Genomic DNA, 17,610 nt, shown 5'->3' on the forward strand with positions numbered 1-17,610 from the left:
GTCCATCAGATGTCAGCGCAGCCCGAACCAAGGGCCACGAAGCCCCTGAACTGCGATATGAGGGCGAGACTAACGAGGGCCACTGACAACGCAGGTTGGTCCGCGGTGCCCTCGCGACGGCCTGGCAGGGATCTTGGTGCTGCCGGGGACGGTAGGCGTCGCGCCCGGCGGCGGGAGGCGGTGCGGCCGACGGCACGTCAGCAGGGTGCTGCCCGGCTGCGAACAGGACGTTGACCGAGTGGTGCCTCCGCACGGCGGGCCGGCTTCGCGACACAGGCTCTACGTCGACGGCTGGTATGAAGACGATGCCGACTTCATGCCGGTCTGGGGCGCTCGGGAGCTCTACCTCGACGGTGACCGCACCCACGGCCGGATGGACGACCTCGTCGTGCTCGTCCCGCGAGGACAGGCTCCAGACGGGCGGACACCCTCACCGGCCCGGCCCTCGTCCCCCACCGCCAGGACCAGATGGTGCGGCCTGAGCCGGGGACCGGGGACCGGTGAACCCCATCACCTGGGCATCGACCGTGTCCGCGTGCCACTGGTGAAGTGCCGGTATTCGAGAGTTGCAGTATTCGTCAGGTGGCGGAGCCGGTGCGGGGCGCCTCAATCCGCCGGAAAGGCCCTAACGCCGCGTCAGAGAACGTTTGCCCTGTGTGGCGCTCATCGGCAGCCATGGGAAGCAAGGTGATCGTGAATCGCCCGACGTCAGACGGGACGTGCGTGCCAGGATCGGCCGTATGGCTTCCGCTTCCAAGAGCTCTGACGTGCACGCAGACATCCCGGCACCCTCGCAGCGGTCGTGGATCCCCCTGTCCCGGAGGGCTCCGCCGGGCCCGACGAGCAGGCTGTGCCCAACGACTACGACTGCTTCGCCGAGGCGTATTCGGCCCAGAACGAGACCAGCCTCTTCAACGCCTACTATGAGCAGCCCGCAATGCTGGAGCTGGCCGGGGACGTGACCGGTCGACGAATCCTGGACGCCGGCTGCGGCTCCGGTCCCCTGTCCGCGGCGCTGCGCGGTCGGGGCGCAATCGTGACCGGCTTCGACTCCAGCACCAAGATGCTGGAACTGGCCAGGAAGCGCCTTGGCGACGACGCTGCTCTGCACCTCGCCGATCTGGGCAACCCGCTGCCGTTCCCCGACGCCGCGTTCGACGACGTCGTCGCCTCCCTGGCCCTGCACTACCTGGAGGACTGGACTACCCCGCTGGCCGAACTACGGCGCGTGCTGACTCCCGGCGGCCGACTGATCGTGTCCGTCGATCACCCCTCCATCGGCCTTGTGATGCCCGGTGTCGACTACTTCGCGACCCACAAGCACTCCGAGGAATGGACCCTCGACGGGCACACCGCCCTGATGACATTCTGGCGCCGCCCGCTGCACGCGATGACCGACGCCTTCACCGCGGCCGGCTTCCGGATCAACGTCATCAGCGAACCGTTCCCCGCACCGGGCGCCCGCGAGCTGTTCCCCGACATCTTCGTGGACAAGCCCTCGGGGGCCTTCGTGCGCTTCCTGTTCTTCGTCCTGCAGGCCGACTGATGCCGTAACTTTTTGGAATTCGGCGGTCTCAGGATGTCGAGAACGTGCCACCGGCTCCGTCTCAGGGACATCAGCGGCCACCACCGGCCGCACGAGGAAGAAGGAGAAACCAGCATGGCCATTCAGCGGATGGACAACGTCGGCATCGTCGTCGAGGACATGGATGCCGCCATCGCGTTCTTCGTGGAACTCGGTATGGAGCTGGAGGGCAGGGCGGAGGTCGAGGGCCTCTTCGCCGACCAGTGCACCGGACTCGACGGCGTCCGCTGTGACATCGCGATGGTCCGGACCCCGGACGGTCACAGCCGGCTCGAGCTGGCGAAGTACCGCAGCCCCGCGGTGATCAGCGCCGGGCCGCGCAACCGGCCGCACAACATTCTGGGCACGCACCGCGTCATGTTCGCCGTCGACGACATCGAGGACACCGTTGCCCGCCTACGCCCTCACGGCGCCGAACTCGTCGGCGAGATCGCCCGGTTCGAGGACAGCTATCTGCTCTGCTACATCCGCGGCCCGGAGGGCATCATCGTCGGACTGGCCGAGCAACTGCACTGAGAAGGAGAAACCGAACCATGCAGCCGAACGAGATCACCGAGGTTCTGAACCGCCCGATCAGCCAGGAGCTGCTGGCCCGTGACGTGACCCGCCCGGCCTGCGTCGCCAAGGACGGAACCCCGCGCAACGTACCGATCGCCTTCACCTGGAACGGGTCGCACATCGTCATGTGTACGACGAAGAACGCGGCCGAACTCCCGTGGCCACCCTCGCGCACAGGCTCCTGAAACGACGGCACCAGTAGGTGAGACACATCTGAGTGTCTGGAGAACCGTCCAGCTTCGGCTCGTACCACCAGCCCGGCCCCTCAGGCAGGACCGGAACCACCTGGGCCAGCGCCACCTTGATCGGGAACGCCACAGACCGATCCTGCGAGCCCGGCACCCCCGCAGCGCGCCGGGCGGTCCGTACGGCCCTACCCGTCGACCAGCCCCGTCTGCGGAGTACAGATCTCGCACGGCCGTCCTCCCTCAGGTGGTGGGTATCAACTTCACCGCCCAGCACTCAATCATTTACAGACGTTAATAGATGCCATCTGACCAACTCAACCGCCACCCCCTTCCTGATGGGAATTCTGCTGCACAGCATCGCTTTCTGTCGTACTCCTGGGCTACAGATCCTTGGGTGTTTCGATCTTTGCGACAAGAAACAGGATTAGTTCCATGCGGTTGCCGACCAGTCTGATCACAGCAGCGGCCGACGTGCTCGTCTTCGCTGGCGCCGGGGTTTCACACGCCGCCTCCGAAGACGGAGGCGCCCACGGGAAGGTCTCGGTCACGGCGAACACGGCTCAGCCCGCTGAGGTCGTAGGCTGCGCCTTCGAATCGAGGGTGTGTTTCCTTTGGGGTGACCGCCGCCCCCACCAGGCACGATGGAGCAGATCGGCAGGCGACCTGTCCGTCCGCCAGGACAGCCGGAGCTATCCGGCGCCCGTAGTACCGGCATCGAGGAAATGGGCAGGTACATGGCGCTCACTCAAGAGGAAACGCGCCCCTTCTCACTTGGCTCCGTGGAGCCTCAGACGGCCAAGCCCTGACCGCTACCCGAGGGCAGGGTCACAGCGTCCTACGCCGCTTCGCGGCTCCGAGGGCAAAGGATGCGTTTCCCTCCCCGCCTGAAGGCGGGGATTCCCACGCAATGAGAGGGATGGGAGACGACCACGCCGCGGGCGAGCATGAGCTCCTCGACCTCACGGAAACTGAGCGGGAACCGGTGGTACAGCCACACGCAGTGCGCGATGATCTCCGCCGGGTACCGGAACCCCTCGTACGACGACGCCACGGCGTCCCCTCCCGATGCCCAACGACCCGAGAAGCGTCCCGGGGACTCGGCTCGCCAGCCAAGGTGACAACGCCTGTGCGCCTGCTCCAGCCAGGCCAAGAGGCCTCGCCGTCCTCGATCCAGTTGATCTGCGTGTCGACCGGTGTGGCGATCGAGTTGAGGAAGTCCAAGCAGAGCGTGTCGGCGAGGAGCAGAGCCGGAGCGTGTTGGACCATCCTGCTAGTTCCTTCCGGTGCGTGTCGTTGCGGGCAAAGGGGACAGTCACCCCCCTTGAGGCTCCTTGCCAAGTTACTGATCCTTCGTAACGTCGCCACCGGCATCAGGGCGGTTACTCGACCGGAGCCCGCCCGCTGCCCGAGCAGGGGGTAGTCCGGAAGGAGCAGGGATGTCCGAGAGCAAGGCCAGGGCCGTGCTGGCGCACGGCGCCTGGGCCGACGGGTCGAGCTGGAACAAGGTTATCGCCGGACTGCGATCCGAAGGCGTGAAGGCCGTCGCCGCACCGCTGCCACTGACCTCGCTCGCCGACGACGTCTCGGCGCTCGACCGGACGCTGGAGCGGATCGACGGGCCGGTCGTGGTGGTGGGGCACGCCTACGCCGGGGCGGTCATCGCGTCGACGGACGACGAGAACGTCGCGTCGCTGGTGTACGTCGCCGCGCTCGCCCCCGACGAAGGCGAGACGGTGGCCGACGTCTTCTACCGAACCGAGCCGCATCCGCAGGCCCCCCCAACTCGGCCCCGACCCCCACGAGCTGATCTGGCTACCGGAGGACGCCTTCGCCAGGGCCTTCGCGCAGCACGCCTCGCCCGAGGAGCAGGCACTGCTGGCCGCTACCCAGCGGCCGCTCGCGGCGGGATGCATCGGGACCCCGGTGGGGCGTCCGGCGTGGAAGGACCTGCCGAGCTGGTTCCTGGTGGCCGAGGAGGACCGCATGATCCCCGCGGAGAACCAGCGGTTCATGGCCGAGCGCATGAAGGCGCGGGTGCGCACGGCTCCCGTCGACCACCTGCCTGTGCTCACGCGGCCGTCCGTGGTCGTCGACATCGTGCTGGAAGCGGTGCGGGAGAGCGACCGGCACGGATAGGGCCGGCGGCCATCTCCGGCGCAGATTGATAACCCTACTGACTCTATTAAGACAATTACGTACGAGCGTGATCTCCAGACGTGGCGCGCGGCCGACCCGCCGTTGGCCGCGTCCTGGAAAAGGAGAGGTGCTTGTCATGGTGGACATCGCATACCGCACGGCGGACGTCGATGGTCTCAAGGTGTTCTACCGAGAGGCCGGAGCACCTGACGCACCGACGCTGGTCCTGCTGCACGGCTTCCCGTCCGCGAGCCATATGTTCCGGGAGCTGATCCCACTGCTCGCCGACCGGTTCCACGTCGTGGCTCCCGATCTGCCGGGCTTCGGCATGTCGGACATGCCCGCGCGAGGCGACTTCGACTACACCTTCGAGCACATCACCGACGTGATCGACCGGCTGACGGAAGTCCTGGGCCTGGATCGCTTTGCCCTGTACGTGTTCGACTACGGCGCCCCGGTCGGGTTCCGGATCGCCACCCGGCACCCCGAGCGGATCAGCGCGATCATCTCGCAGAACGGCAACGCGTACGAGGAGGGGCTGAGCGAGGGCTGGAATCCCGTCCAGGCGTACTGGAAGGAGCCGTCGGCGGCCAACCGGGAAGCGATCCGGAAACTCGTGCAGCCGGAGACAACGGTCTGGCAGTACACGCACGGTGTTCCCGACGAGACGCGGGTCAGTCCGGACGGCTACGGGCTGGACAACTCCTACCTCACGCGCAGTGGAGCGGACGAGATCCAGCTCGACCTGTTCCTCGACTACGCAACCAATGTCGCGCTGTACCCGAGGTTCCAGGAGTACTTCCGGACCAGCAGGCCGCGACTGCTCGCGGTGTGGGGCAAGAACGATCCGTTCTTCCTGCCGGCCGGGGCCGAAGCCTTCAAGCGCGACATCCCCGACGCCGACGTCCGCTTCCTCGACACCGGTCACTTCGCCCTGGAGACCCATGTCGACGAGATCGCCACCGCGATCCGCAAGTTCCTCGCCCCGTAGGCGTCGCGGCAGGTTTCGTCGACGGTCCTGATCGGGCTGACAACACGTTTTTTGGCGCAGGAGAAGTTGATGCCCAACTCCGTAGCAGTGGTCACCGGCGCCAGCCAGGGTATCGGTCGCTTCACGGCGATCCGGTTGGCGCGGGACTTTCCCTCGATGGTGCTCGTGGCACGCGATCGATCCCACCTGGAGGACACCGCAGCCCAGGTGCAGGCGGCCGGGGCCGAGGCCCTCGTCATCGACCTGGACCTCGCAAAGCGCTCGGCGGCCCGCACCGTGGTCGACAAGACCCGGGACGCGTTTGGCCGTATCGACGCCCTGGTCAACATCGCGGGCGCGGTGCCGCAGATCGATCTGTTCGAGATGACCGACGAGCAGTGGGACGCAGGCATGGAACTCAAGCTCCACGGTGCTCGGCGACTGACGATCGCGGCTTGGCCGGCACTGATTGAGACCAAGGGTTCCGTCGTGCTGATGTCGGGCAACTCGGCGATCTTTCCCAAGGCCGCCTACGCGGCGGTCGGCACGATCAACGCCGCGATCGCCGCCCTCGCGAAGGCCTTCTCCGACCGCGGCATCGCCGACGGCGTCCAGGTCAACAGCGTCATGCCCGGCGCGGTCATGACGGGCCGCCGCCGCTCGTATCTCGAACACTGGGCGTCCGCTCACGGTATGACGGTCGAGGAGGCGACCGCCAAGTTCCCGCAGGAGGCCGACATCGCACGCTACGGCCGGCCGGAGGAGATCGCCGAGCTGATGGCGTTCCTCGTCTCACCTGCAGCCCGCTGGATGACCGGATCGACGGTGCGCATGGACGGCGGCGAGGTCAAGTCCGTCTGACCCGGCGAGATGCCCAGCACGAGAGGGACGAAAGATCACGGGTCTTGCATGGCAGCAGGGTCCGCTCGCGCCCGCAGGTCGGTGTGGCGATCTCGGTGACGACGGTACCGGCCGCAGCAGACGCCGCCCTGGCCCTGTCCTACGGCGCCTGGCACGAGGCATTCTCCACTTGGCAGTTGGCAGCGCAGAGTTCGCCCTCGGCGCTCTGCCGCTCCTGAGCGGTGAGCCGCAGTCCGTCCATTGCCTGCCGCAGTGCGGCTATCTCGGAGAGCAGCCGTCGGTGGTCCGCCTGGTAGACAGTCGTGATCGGGTGCATTTCCTCTTGAGTGACTTGGGTGGGGATGTCGTGCCCCGGGGCGTTTTCCGGTCGTTGCGGTAGCGGGTGGTCAACCAGCATGGAAGGACGGGTGGATGGGCTGCGAGGAGGTGCTGCGACTGCTGGCGGAGCGGGAGACCGCGTTCCAGGCGGAATCAGACCGGCTCGAAGCCGAGGCCGAGCGCATCGCCGGTCTCCTGGCGGCCTGCCGGAAGGAACTGGAGCGCCTGGTCGTGGCCCGCGAGGTGATCGGCGAGCTGCCGCAGTACCATCCGTCGGCGCCCCGGGACGCCGGGGGCGGCTCTACCCTGCTCGCTCCCGGTGCCGACGCGACGGCCTTCGCCGATCAACTCGTGTCGGTACTGACCGAGTTGGGCCGACTGGTGCGCTGTCAGGAGGTCATTCGCGCACCTGGGCGAGGACGCACGTGTGCCCCGGCATGTCGAGCGCGTGCGGCACCGGCTGAAGAAACTCACGCGGACCGGGCAGTTCCATGTGCAGCACAAGTACCAGCGAGTCCATGCCAGCCGCTACCAAGAGCAATTCGCCCAGGCGCCATGACCGTTGACCACCAGCTCACTCAAGAGGAAACGCACCCCCGAATCGATGAAGCCGTTCTACGTCACTGGCAACGGTCCCCTTCAGGCACAGGGGAAGATCAAGACCTGCACCACGCCGAAGCCTGACGCGTGCAAGCTCGGTGTCGAGCTGGAAAAGAGGCTGTCCAGCGGCCTCTACGGGGTCGTCGCAAGCAAGAACACGGGCTGGGTCAGCTGCAAAGGGGCCTTGACCCCGGATTTTGAACACGTCTATGCCGCTTGGACCAGGGTAGTTGCTGTGGGTTGAAAGCCGTTCTCGTAGGCGATCGGAGATCGCTGACCGAGGCGGGAGTGTCGGCGTCGGGTGTTGTATCGGGTCAGCCAGCGGAAGGCTTCGAGTCGCGCTTCACGCTCGCTCGACCAGCCTTTGCGGCCCTTGAGCGTCTCCCTCTTGAAGGCGGCATTGAAGCTTTCCGCAGCGGCATTGTCCACGCTGGACCCGATCGCGCCCATGCTCTGCCGGACCCCTGCTGACCTGCAGATATCAGCGAAGGCCCTACTCGTATATTGCGAGCCGTGATCGGTGTGCATCACTGCTCCGGCCAGGCTCCCGCGGGTCCGCTCGGCGGCCGCCAGGGCATCGATGACGAGCTCGGTCTGGATGTGATCAGCGATCGCCCACCCGGCCAGCCGGCGTGAGGCGAGGTCGATGACGGTCGCGAGATAGAGCGGCTTCGCGCCGCTGACCGGCAGGTATGTGATGTCGCCTACGTACTTCGTGTTCACCGCGGCCGCGGTGAAGTCACGGCCGATCAGATCCGGCGCCTTCGGCGCCGCCTGGTCCGCGAGCGTGGTGCGGTGCCGACGGCGCAGACGGACTCCCTTGAGCTCGATGGTCCGCATGATCCTCGCGACGCGCTTGTGGTTGACCACCGGGCCGCCCTCGTCACGGAGCTCGGCGGTGATCCTGGGGGCTCCGTAGGTGCCGTCGGAGTCCTGGTGGACCTTGCGTATCCGGGCTGCGAGCCCGGCCTCGGCGCTCTGCCGGGCCGTCCGCGCGGCCGCGGTGCGACGCCAGTAGTAAAAGCTCGACCCGGAGAGGCCGAGAATGTCGCAGAGCCGCTTCACGCCGAACCGGCTCTGGTGGTCTTCAACGAACTGGCAGCGGTTCAGGAGCCGTAAATTAACTACTGCCAGTTTCGATCATGTTGTCGTGCCGCTCGATCACGCTCTTCAAGGCTTCGAGGTGCGCGGTGGGTGGGTCTGGCGGGTGAGGATCGCGGCGAGGCCGGTCCCGCCGAACGCCAGTAGCGGCGTGGTCCTGTGGGCGTGATAGCTCAGCACGTTGCGGTCCCTGCCGATCAGTTGGCCTACCAGCGTCAGGGTGACGGTGTTGCGGCAGTTGAGGATTGCGGCGAGGACCCGATGGCGGTGATCGAGGATCCCGAAGCCGGGGTTGCGCCCGCGTCCGTCACTGCCATCGTTCCGGCGCTCGGCATCTGTCAGGATCTGGCGGCAGGGTTCAAGCTGGTCCACGAGCTGGTCGAACTGGTCGCGGGACATGCCGGTCAAGGCGGGGTGAGTGAGCAGGAAGGGCCTCGGGTGGGATGGGGGCTGCCAGCTTCTGTTCTGGTGAGGTCGGCGGGTCCTGGACAGGGTCGTGCGGGGCGATGGTGTAGTTCCACTCGCCGTGGAACTCGTCGCGCTCCACGCGCTGTTCGACTGCCTTGCGCTCGGCCCGGGTGAGCTTACGACCGGTGGGGTAGTCGTTCTCGTCCAGGACGGCACTGACGCTCAGCCCCGTGCTGGTGCGAGTGGCCGAGATCGTCTGGAGTAGGACCTCGTAGCTGGTCAGCGGCTGTCCGCGCAGGCTATGGGTGATCCGGGAGAACAAGCGGTGTTCGACCTTGTTCCATTTCGAAGTTCCAGGCGGAAAGTGCATGACGGTGATGTCCAGCCCGGAGTCGTCGGCCAGGACGGCCAAGTCCATCTTGAACAGGGTGGAGTCCGCCGAGTTCGCTCCGCCCGCATCGGCGGTGATCAGCAGCCGGGTGGCTCCGGGATAGTCGAGGCGGCCTCGACCGTTCCACCAGCGCCGGATGGACTCCGCCGCAAACGCGGCGGTGTTGCGGTCGGTGCCCACGTTCACCCAGCCGGTGTCCCTCCCCAGGTCATAGACGCCGTACGGAATGGCCAGCGGGGTGTCGGGGCGGGTGAAGTCATGGTCCGGGGCGGTGATCGGCTCACCTTTGGGCCGATAGGTGCGCCCGGGGCGGGCGAAGTCACCGATCGGCTCCTTGTTCTTCGCGTCCACACTCACCACTGGCAGGCCCTCGGCCAGGAACCGTTCGGCAGCGGCGTTGATGTGCCGGAACTGGGCATCACGGTCGGGAACCTGACGGCCGGCCCGGGTCTTGGCCATGCCCTGCAGGCTGAAGCCCATCTCATGCAGTAGGCCGCCCACCACCGGGGCGCTGACCGGGTGTCCGGCTTCGGTCAGTTCTCGGGCCAGGTCCCGCAGCGAGGCGGCGGCCCAGCGCAGCGGAGAGACCGGATCTCCCAGCTCGTGCGGCTCGATCAACGATTCGAGCGCCGCGGCCAGGCCCGGATCCCGCTCGGCGGCACTCTTGCGTCCACCGCCAGGTCGTCGCACTCGCCCCAGAACCTCCTCCTCACCCGCGAGCTCCTCCTGCCCTCGAGCGATGGTCGACTCCGACACCTCGGCCAGCCTGGCCACGGCCGTCACCCCGCCGTGCCCCAACGCCCCGGCCTCGGAAGCCAGATACAAACGCCGCTGCCGCTCGTCCAAGTGCGGCAGCACCGCGGCGAACTTCACATCCAGGACCGCCAGGACCTGATCCGATATCCCCATGCCAGCCCGTATACCACCGCACGCACCCGATCCGCGTGGAAACTGGCAGTAGTTAATTTACGGCTCCTCACCAGCGCGTCTCCGTCGCGAAATACCGGGCCGCCTTGCGTAGGATGTCGTGTTCTTCCTCCAGCTCGCGAATCCTCTTCCGGGCAGCAGCCAGATCCGCCTGAACGTCGCCTCCGCCCGCCTGCGCAGCGGTCGGCGGTGCAAAGTGAGCGCCGGGCCGGCGCCCGTCGGCGGCCCGGATCCAGTTCCGCAGCGTCTCGGTGTTCACCCCGAGATCATCCGCGACCGACCTGATCGTCGCTCCTGGCTTCGACCGGTACAACGCGACCGCGTCCGCCTTGAACTCGACGGGATAGTGCTTCATCCCCACGGGGACTCCGTTCTCCTGGACCATCAAGATCCAAGTCTCTCCGGTGACCAGAACCCGGGGTCAAGGCCCGAGTTCGCCGCTCATGGGCCGGTGAACAGGTCGGCGTGTGTCCGGACGAAGTCGGCCACTTCCGAAGGGGGCCGCCCGGTGACCCGCTCCACACCGTCCGCCTTTCGGTCATACCGGTTCTCCGCATGGAGGCGGGCCATGGTGGAGATGTGCTGGAAGACGTGGTCCGGCAGCCCAAGCGGCCTGAGATCGTGGTCGATCCACTCCTGCAGGGGGACGTCGCGATAGCCGACCGGCCGGCCCAGGACCGCGGAGACCTGCGCCGCCATGGCGGTGATGCCCTCCGAACGGGGGCCGGTCAGCTCGTAGATCCGCCCGGTGTGCGGAGCCGGGTCGGCCAGTACCTCCTCCACGACCGCAGCGACGTCGCCGGCCGCCACCGGGGAGGTCTTCGCCTCGCCGAAGGGCAGCCTGATGGTGCCCGTCTTCGCGATCGAGGAGAAGCCGACGCGGAAGAGCGGGTTCTCCAGGAACACGGTGGGCCTGATCTGGACAACGGGCAGGCCCGACCAGTCGAGGACCTGCTCGACCAGCCACTGCTGCCGCTGCTGGTCCGACTCGGAGGTGCGGCTGAGGTCCATCTCGGCGACGGTCAGCTGCGACATGTTCACGAACACCTCCAGGCGCCCGTACGCGCGCGCGACGACCGCTGCCGTCAGGGCCGCCTCCAGGTACTGCGCCGACACGCCCATGCCGAAGTACATCCGCCCGCAACCGTCCAGGGCGCTGGCGACCTCGCCTGCATGCGTCAGGTCTGCGACCACGACCTCGGCGCCGGTCGCCCGCAGTGCCCGTGCGCGATCGTCCTCGCGACGTACCGCAGCCCGGACGGGCAGGCCACGTCGCCGAAGGCTCTCGACGACGGAACGTCCGACGGCGCCTACACTGCCCGCGGCGCCGGTCACCAGGACGGGCAGCGAGCTTGCTCCCGGGGGGCGATCCATAGCGGCAGCCTGCGACGCACATGGCCAGGACGCAACCGGAGCCGTCCACCCGATGACGCGGAGCCACCCGGTGAGCCTCCTCGGGTACGAGCGGCTCGCGCCGAGAAACCAGGCCAGCCCGGGCCAACTGGCGGGCTCGCATGTTGAGGTGTCGTGTATTCAATGCCTGCGACGGAGTTCCGTCACTCAGTGTGTCCTCGCTCTCCGACGCGGCTGCGATGTGGCGACGACAGAGATCTGCTGAGGTGAGGTGCGACTTGTCGAGAGCGGCCGAGGAGAGGTTCATCTCACGAGCTGCCTATGGCTGAACGCCGTCAACGACCAGGTCGCGGGCATAGGGCAGATGGTGGTGCCCGGCACCCAGACACCCTCATCAACATCGCCGGCGACACCTCCCCCGACGGCTACGCCTGCCAGATCACCGCCGCCACCAACGATCCCCTCCCCCGCCCCTACCCCGGCGTGCGGGAGATCCGTATCGATACCGACAACCGGTTCTTCGACCACGCCCCACGCCGCGACACCTGACCGCCCGCACCATGCGCTCCCGGAGGAAATAGCAGAGGGCCCTCACCAGTCAGTAGAGGCCCCGCAGCAGCGCCCATGGGCGCGGGTTGCTGTCCTACCAGGGGTGTGCTGAGGACCGCCACGGTCATCGCGGCCCTGACCGCCGAGAACACAGCCCTCCGCGAGCAACTCGTGAAAAGGTCAGCCGTGGTGGTCCCTCTCGATCGCGGGAACGCAGTGCGAGAATGACCACCGGCATCATGCCCACGACTGACGCTCGGGCAAGAGCAAAGCGTCACGCCGGCGGCGTGGTGAGTTTGACGGCCACGGCGTCGAGGACCCAGTCCAGGCCGGTCGCGAAGGATGCCTCGGCGTCCACATCCGTGCCGTCGTACACGGCCCTGGCGAGCGCCGGGAAGCGGCCGGTGGCCAGCATTCTCGTCAGATGCGGGCCGGAGGCCCGCTGCCAGTCGAGCTTGGACAGGCCCGTGGCGCGCTCGGCCCGCAGGTTCGCGATCTCGCGCCTGATCGCGCCGATGAAGTAGGCGCTGACAGTCTCCACGGCGCGCATGACGGTGTCGATGTCCGCGAGGCCGTCGAAGGCAGCCAGCGTGACCTCGGTCACGGCAAGGCGGTTCGGACCCAGGGCCGGGCGACCGCCGAGAAGGTCGGCCAGCCATTCGTGACGGAGAGCGGCCTGCCTGGTGCGCTGGGCGAGGACGCGCAACGCCTCCCGCCAGTCACCGGGCTGCTCCTCGGCGCGGATCTCGGCGTGGACCTCGTCCACCATGAGGTCGAACAGCTCCTCCTTGGTGGAGATGTATCTGTACAGACGCATAGGGCCGGCGTCCAGGCGGGCGGCGATCTTGCGCAAGGACACCGCCTCCAGCCCGCCCTCGTCGGCCAGCGCGATGGCTGCGGCGACGATCCGCTCCCGGTCGAGCGGCACGGGTTGAGTCGGCGGCTCCGGCCGGTCCCACACAGTCATAGTGACATCGTACCGTTGCGATACACCGTAATGAACTAATACAGTGTATCGGCATGACGCATTGCATCGCAGTGGTCGGGAGCGGTCCTGCCGGCCTTACCTTCGCCCGTGTCCTGCACCGCCATGGCTACCCCGTCGCCGTCCTCGAACGCGATCCCGCCCCCGACGCCCGCCCCCCGGGCGGCACGCTGGACCTGCACGAAGGGCTGGGCCAGCTCGCGCTGGACAAGGCGGGGCTGCTGGCGGAGTTCCAGGCGCTGTCCCGTCCCGAGGGGCAGGCCATGCGCATCCTGGACACGGACGGGACCGTCCTGCGCGACTGGCGACCCCGTCCAGAGGAACAGGCCAATCCCGAGATCGACCGCGGGCAACTCCGTGACCTGCTGCTCGGCCCTCTCGACGTCCAGTGGGGGCGGAGCGTGACGCAGGTGGTGCCGGGGACCCGGGACGGCGTACTGGTCCACTTCGCGGACGGGCGACAGGAGACGTTCGACCTCGTGGTCGGCGCGGACGGTGCCTGGTCCCGGGTCCGCCCCGCAGTCTCCTCGGCCACGCCGCACTACACCGGCGTCACCTATGTCGAGACCTCCCTCGACGACATCGACACCCGCCACCCCGACCTCGCCCGGCTGGTCGGCGACGGTTCCGTGGCTGTGTACGGCGTGAACCGAGCTCTCGTCGCCCAGCGCAACAGCGGCGGCCACGTCAAGGTGTACGCCCAGTTCCGCGCGCCGCTGGACTGGCACACAAACCTGGACCTGGCCGACGTCGAGGCCGTGCGATCGAGCCTGCTGGCTCTGTTCGACGGCTGGGCCGCTCCCGTCCTCGACCTCCTCCGTCACGGCACCGCTTTCGTCCACCGCCCCCTCTACGTCCTGCCCGTGTCCCATACCTGGACCCACGTCTTCGGGGTGACGCTGCTGGGCGACGCCGCCCACCTGATGCCCCCCTTGGGGGCGGGCGCGAACCTCGCGATGCTGGAAGGCGCCGAACTCGCCGAGTCCATCGCCACCGGCCCTGAAGATCTGGACGAGGCCGTCCGCGCCTTCGAGGAACAGATGTGGGCACGGGCCAGCAGGTGGGCGAAGATCACGACGGCCGGTCTGGAACGCCTCGTGAGCCCGGACCCCTCCGAAGCCCTCGCCCTCTTCGACGAAGTCCAGCCATCCTGACTGCACAGCGCGAGGGCACCAGCACCAACAGCTCGCCATGGCTTCACGGGACAGTACGACACCGCCGCAGTCCCGTCCGGCAAAACCACCGCTGGACTGTCTCATGAGACACGTCAAAGTCTGTAGAACGATGGGCACCGGGCCATGGTGAGCTTTCCGGACGACGGGCCGGTGCTCCTGCGGTCCCGGTCCGGGGCGGACATCACCACCGCCTACCCCGGAACTCGCAGCACTCGGGCCCGTGCTCGGCCGGCCCGCGGTTCTGGACGGCGAGATCGTCGCGCTCGACAGCGAAGGGCGCAGCGACTTCGAGCGGCTGCAAGCCCGCATGGGCCTGGCCTCCGCGGCGAAGGCCGCCCGCATGGCCGAGGTCGTGCCCGCGGGTACCGCGGGCCATGTGCTCACCGCCGGTGGGAAGCACGCGGTGCGGGCCGTCTACACCAACACCACGGACCGCCCGACGCGGCTCAGCGCCGTCACAGCGCAGTTCGGCAAGAAACGGGTGATCGCGCCAACCCACGGCGCCACCGTGCAGCCCGGTAAGTCGCTGCCGGTGGATGTGCCGATACCGGGCACGGCGAAGGACCGCACCGGCTACCGCGTGCGGTTCGTGACCGCCGGCGATGCAGTGCACCGGATCGCGGGGACGGTGAGCGTTCCGGCCGCGGATGCGGTCACCAGGGCCGGACCGCTGGCGCAGATCGACGGGGCGCCACCGGCCGCGAGCGTCGGAAAGGACCCCGGGTTGTCGGCCGACGTGACCCTGGCCTGGTCGCAGGAGGCTCTCGTCGTCGACGTCTCCGTCGCGGACGACGTCCAGCGGCAGACCTTCACCGGGCAGAACATCTGGCAGGGCGATTCCGTCCAGGTGGCTCTCGCACCGGGGTTCCCGGGAGAGACGGTCTCCGCGGGCGCCGAGTACGGGGCGGCGCTCACCTCGTCCGGAGCGGAGAGCGTGGTCTTCCGCACCATGGACGGCAGTCCGGGCACCAGGACCGCCGCGACCAGCACCGTGACACGGGACGACTCCGCCAAGAAGACGCGCTACCGAATGACCTGCCCTGGGCGGAGCTGGCGCCGATCGCCGCGGATCAGCGCCTGCTGAGCGTCTCGGTGCTGGTGAACGATGACGACGGCGGGGGCCGCTCGTTCCTCCCATGGGGCGGCGGCATCTCCAATGTGAAGGACTCCGGCCAGTACAACGCGGTGACCCTGACGGACTGACCATCCCCTTCGGCACTCCGCCGTCGCGGCTCCGGCTGCGGCGGCGGGATGCTGTCTTTGGGGAGCACTCGGTCTCGCGTACATCGAGCCGAGAACGGTCCCCTCGTCGTCGCCCCCTGACCAGCAGTCAGGCACGGCACTCTCACCGCATCCGGATCACGGTAAGGGTGCCGTGCCGACCGGACCCGGCCAGCAGCTCCACGACCAGATCCGAGTTCGCGTGCCGTACCTTCACCCACCGGCGCCGTCCCGACGGATAGCTCGCGCCGCCCCGCTTGCGGACGATCCCCTCGATGACCTGCTCGCGCAGGGTGTCGTGCCAGAGCACGGCGATGTCCCGGTCATCGGTTGCCGGGACGGCCCGCATAGGCGGTTCGACATCGGCGAGGAGCTCCAGGAGGAAGGCGCGGCACTGGGTGTACGGGCAGACGTATGACGCCGGGTACCGGGCCGCCAGAGCGCGGGCCCGGGTCACGGACGACGCAGCCCGCAACTGCGCGGCCGCGAAATCGAGCCGACCGTCCCGCCGGATCACCGCCTCCCCGTCCAGCACAGTGCCGGGGCGCAGTTCCATGTTCTCTTGGGGGCGGACTGTTGAGCGGGTTCGGCAGGGGTAGGTCTGCGCAGATCAGCGCTGTTTCCATCCACCGTATCGAGTGCAGCAGGCGTGGTGCTGTCCCTGGTTTGGGTGGTGCTTGCTCCTGATAAGGGTCGCAATGTCCTCGCTGGCAGGATGACGAAGCCGAAAGTTGCCGGGGTGTTTGACAACGGCATTGCGCTGGCGGAACGCCGCTCGGCGCAGAATTCTGCATGATCTTGACCCGGCCGTGCGAGGATCCCCCGATGCCCGCACCTCTGGACGTCGCCCTTCCCACATCGGCCGAGATCGAGGCACTGCTCACGGCCTCCGTCGGTGCCCGGACCACCATCGAGCCGCTGCACCATCCCTGGGTGCTGTGCGCCCACCTGTCGGAGGCGACCGGGCTCCCTGAAACGGTCATCGTGAAATGCCTCCGCCCCGAGGGATACGGCCTCCGCTCCGCCGAGGAGCTGACGCGGTGCGAGCACGCCGCGCTCGCCTTCATCGCCGACGACCTCCGCCTCGACCTCGCACCAGGCCTGCACGCCGCCTCACCGGACTCCCGCCTGCTCGTGCTGGAGGACCTGCACCCGCGCACCGAACTGGCCGAACTGCTGCACCGCGACGGCCACACCCCGGCCCTGGACGCCGAACTGACCGCCTTCGCCTCCTCGATGGGCGAGCTGGCCGCCGCATCCGCCGGCCGCGCCGCGCTGTTCAACGCCCGCCGCACAGCACTGGGCACCGGCGCTGACCGACTGGGCGACTGGGCGACTGGGCGACTGGGCGACTGGGCGACTGGGCGACTGGGAACACGCCTACACCGACCTCTGACGGAACGGGCTCACCCGGGCCGGCGCCTTCGGCGTCCCGCTGCCCGCCGCGGAACGCGATCTGGAAGCGGCCGTGGCCGAACTGGCAGATCCCGGCCCATTCCTGGCCCTGACCAACGGCGACACCGAGTCACACAACTTCCTGACCGGGCCGAGCGGCGGCGGCCGGCTGACCGACTTCGAGGGGGCGGGCTTCCGCCGTGCCCTCACCGCCACGACCAGCTTCACAGTCCCCGGCCCGGACTGGTTGGGAGTGTCGGGGCCGAGCCAGGTCGAGGCGTTCCGCCGAGCCCTTGCCCGGACAGTCCCCGAGGCCGAGGACGACCAGCGGTTCGGCTTCGGCCTGGCTTCGGCTTCGGCTTCCATGGTCTGGGTGATGATGCGCACCGGCCGGCTCAAGACACTGGACGCACGCAGCCCCGGCAACGACTCCCGCACCCAGATGGTGGCCCTGCTGGAATCCGGAGCCCGCACCGCCGAGGCGCACCGGGTACTCCCCCACCTGGCGGCCTGGTGCCGGTCCACGGCGGCCCTGCTGCACCGCCGCTGGCCCGACACCGACATCGACACCGCCGCCCCCTACACCTGGCGTGAACGGTAGGGCGGAGAGCCGGGCGGACGGTGATGTCTCCACCCGCTCCACCCGCCTTGACCGCGTTGTCGAGGGCTGTAAGGACCCGTTCGTACGGCGTCGCCTCGGTGGTGGCCCAGGCGTCCGCGGCGAACGCGGCGAGGCGTTCGCGGCTTCGCAGCAGGTCCGCGAGGTATGCCTCCAGGTCGGGGAGGTAGGAGATGTCGGTGCGGAAGTGGCTGCATCCCACGCAGCGAAACCGGACGGGGCAGTCGTGGCTGCCGGCGGCCACGTTGGATGGTTCCGTGTCAGTCCGCG

At 68.2% G+C, this 17,610-nt stretch carries 14 protein-coding genes and 7 pseudogenes; 11 read left to right on the forward strand and 10 right to left on the reverse strand.

Features of this window, described 5'->3' with window-relative positions; genetic code table 11:
- Positions 1-802 precede the first annotated feature (802 nt).
- The 3 genes and pseudogenes from OG520_RS40655 to OG520_RS40665 form a co-directional block, all read left to right on the forward strand.
- The gene (locus OG520_RS40655) at positions 803-1,546 is read left to right on the forward strand and encodes a class I SAM-dependent methyltransferase (RefSeq protein WP_406016719.1); all 744 of its coding nucleotides are present in this window, start codon (positions 803-805) and stop codon (positions 1,544-1,546) included.
- 114 nt (positions 1,547-1,660) lie between these two features.
- The gene (locus OG520_RS40660) at positions 1,661-2,101 is read left to right on the forward strand and encodes a VOC family protein (RefSeq protein ID WP_331747982.1); all 441 of its coding nucleotides are present in this window, start codon (positions 1,661-1,663) and stop codon (positions 2,099-2,101) included.
- 17 nt (positions 2,102-2,118) lie between these two features.
- Positions 2,119-2,301 (forward strand): annotated as a pseudogene (locus OG520_RS40665) (pyridoxamine 5-phosphate oxidase); the annotation flags it as partial.
- Between the two features lie 946 nt (positions 2,302-3,247).
- Here OG520_RS40665 and OG520_RS40670 read toward each other — a convergent pair.
- Positions 3,248-3,382 (reverse strand): annotated as a pseudogene (locus OG520_RS40670) (IS6 family transposase); the annotation flags it as partial.
- A 385-nt stretch (positions 3,383-3,767) separates the two neighbouring features.
- Between OG520_RS40670 and OG520_RS40675 the strand changes: the two are divergent.
- The 4 genes and pseudogenes from OG520_RS40675 to OG520_RS40690 form a co-directional block, all read left to right on the forward strand.
- Positions 3,768-4,467 (forward strand): annotated as a pseudogene (locus tag OG520_RS40675) (alpha/beta fold hydrolase).
- Positions 4,468-4,603: 136 nt separating this feature from the next.
- Positions 4,604-5,458, forward strand: coding sequence for an alpha/beta hydrolase (locus OG520_RS40680; protein ID WP_331747985.1), 855 nt, complete (start codon positions 4,604-4,606; stop codon positions 5,456-5,458).
- Positions 5,459-5,527: 69 nt separating this feature from the next.
- Positions 5,528-6,298, forward strand: a complete 771-nt coding sequence (locus OG520_RS40685) for an SDR family oxidoreductase (RefSeq protein ID WP_331747989.1) — start codon at positions 5,528-5,530, stop codon at positions 6,296-6,298.
- A gap of 62 nt (positions 6,299-6,360) precedes the next feature.
- A pseudogene (locus OG520_RS40690) lies at positions 6,361-6,468 on the forward strand (DUF389 domain-containing protein); the annotation flags it as partial.
- On the opposite strand, the gene OG520_RS40695 reads toward OG520_RS40690, so the two are convergent.
- The 7 genes and pseudogenes from OG520_RS40695 to OG520_RS40725 all read right to left on the reverse strand — a co-directional run bounded on the left by OG520_RS40695 (position 6,438) and on the right by OG520_RS40725 (position 11,417).
- The gene (locus tag OG520_RS40695) at positions 6,438-6,614 is read right to left on the reverse strand and encodes a hypothetical protein (protein WP_331749630.1); all 177 of its coding nucleotides are present in this window, start codon (positions 6,612-6,614) and stop codon (positions 6,438-6,440) included. The pseudogene OG520_RS40690 and the gene OG520_RS40695 sit on opposite strands and share 31 nt — an antisense overlap.
- A gap of 399 nt (positions 6,615-7,013) precedes the next feature.
- Positions 7,014-7,136, reverse strand: coding sequence for a hypothetical protein (locus OG520_RS40700; protein WP_331747995.1), 123 nt, complete (start codon positions 7,134-7,136; stop codon positions 7,014-7,016).
- A 287-nt stretch (positions 7,137-7,423) separates the two neighbouring features.
- Positions 7,424-8,329 (reverse strand): annotated as a pseudogene (locus tag OG520_RS40705) (IS3 family transposase); the annotation flags it as partial.
- Positions 8,330-8,386: 57 nt separating this feature from the next.
- Positions 8,387-8,689, reverse strand: coding sequence for a hypothetical protein (locus tag OG520_RS40710; protein ID WP_406016720.1), 303 nt, complete (start codon positions 8,687-8,689; stop codon positions 8,387-8,389).
- A gap of 121 nt (positions 8,690-8,810) precedes the next feature.
- Positions 8,811-10,025 (reverse strand): annotated as a pseudogene (locus OG520_RS40715) (ISAzo13 family transposase); the annotation flags it as partial.
- 67 nt (positions 10,026-10,092) lie between these two features.
- Positions 10,093-10,398 (reverse strand): transposase, encoded by a 306-nt coding sequence (locus tag OG520_RS40720; RefSeq protein ID WP_331749509.1) that lies wholly within the window; start codon positions 10,396-10,398, stop codon positions 10,093-10,095.
- Between the two features lie 86 nt (positions 10,399-10,484).
- A complete protein-coding gene (locus tag OG520_RS40725; protein WP_331748000.1) occupies positions 10,485-11,417 on the reverse strand; it encodes an NAD(P)H-binding protein in 933 nt (310 codons plus the stop codon).
- Between the two features lie 300 nt (positions 11,418-11,717).
- On the opposite strand from OG520_RS40725, the gene OG520_RS40730 reads away from it, so the two are divergent.
- A complete protein-coding gene (locus tag OG520_RS40730) occupies positions 11,718-11,945 on the forward strand; it encodes a hypothetical protein (protein ID WP_331748001.1) in 228 nt (75 codons plus the stop codon).
- 274 nt (positions 11,946-12,219) lie between these two features.
- On the opposite strand, the gene OG520_RS40735 is transcribed toward OG520_RS40730, so the two are convergent.
- Positions 12,220-12,912, reverse strand: a complete 693-nt coding sequence (locus OG520_RS40735) for a TetR/AcrR family transcriptional regulator C-terminal domain-containing protein (protein WP_331748002.1) — start codon at positions 12,910-12,912, stop codon at positions 12,220-12,222.
- Positions 12,913-12,965: 53 nt separating this feature from the next.
- Here OG520_RS40735 and OG520_RS40740 point away from each other — a divergent pair, with 53 nt between their 5' ends.
- Both OG520_RS40740 and OG520_RS40745 read left to right on the forward strand, forming a co-directional pair.
- Positions 12,966-14,084 (forward strand): NAD(P)/FAD-dependent oxidoreductase, encoded by a 1,119-nt coding sequence (locus tag OG520_RS40740; protein WP_331748003.1) that lies wholly within the window; start codon positions 12,966-12,968, stop codon positions 14,082-14,084.
- 129 nt (positions 14,085-14,213) lie between these two features.
- Positions 14,214-14,466, forward strand: a pseudogene (locus OG520_RS40745) (ATP-dependent DNA ligase); the annotation flags it as partial.
- Positions 14,467-15,450: 984 nt separating this feature from the next.
- Here OG520_RS40745 and OG520_RS40750 read toward each other — a convergent pair.
- The gene (locus OG520_RS40750) at positions 15,451-15,882 is read right to left on the reverse strand and encodes a hypothetical protein (protein ID WP_331748004.1); all 432 of its coding nucleotides are present in this window, start codon (positions 15,880-15,882) and stop codon (positions 15,451-15,453) included.
- Positions 15,883-16,794: 912 nt separating this feature from the next.
- Here OG520_RS40750 and OG520_RS40755 point away from each other — a divergent pair.
- Positions 16,795-17,322 carry a hypothetical protein gene (locus tag OG520_RS40755; RefSeq protein WP_331748005.1) on the forward strand — a complete coding sequence of 176 codons (528 nt, stop codon included), beginning with the start codon at positions 16,795-16,797 and terminating at the stop codon, positions 17,320-17,322.
- Positions 17,323-17,610: the final 288 nt, after the last annotated feature.

It is taken from the genome of Streptomyces sp. NBC_00984 (assembly GCF_045162475.1).
Classification (GTDB): domain Bacteria; phylum Actinomycetota; class Actinomycetes; order Streptomycetales; family Streptomycetaceae; genus Streptomyces.